Annotated in this window: 1 pseudogene; it reads right to left on the reverse strand. The window is 63.3% G+C overall.

Annotated features, from left to right (window positions below):
• A pseudogene (locus tag SB658_RS23420) lies at nucleotides 1-278 on the reverse strand (ABC transporter substrate-binding protein); the annotation flags it as partial.

Raw genomic sequence — 278 nt, forward strand, 5'->3', positions numbered from 1 at the left:
TTGTTGACCTCGATGTCGACGACGTCCGGCAGCCCGTCTCCCGAGTTCAGGCCGAGCTGCAGCTTGTTGTGCATCTCCTCGAACGGATAGATCGTGATCTCGAGGTCGATCTTGTTGTCGGGGTTGGCGTCGTTCCATGCTTCGGCCATCGCCTCGTAGTAGTCGGCGTGGACCTCGGCGAACACCCACATGTCGACGACGGTCGAGCCGTCCTCGTTCTTGACGGGTGCGGCACCCTTGTCGCCGCTGCTGCAGCCGACGACCGAGCCGACGGCGAG

It is taken from the genome of Bacillus sp. SIMBA_008 (genome assembly GCF_046535495.1).
Taxonomy (GTDB): domain Bacteria; phylum Bacillota; class Bacilli; order Bacillales; family Bacillaceae; genus Bacillus; species Bacillus subtilis.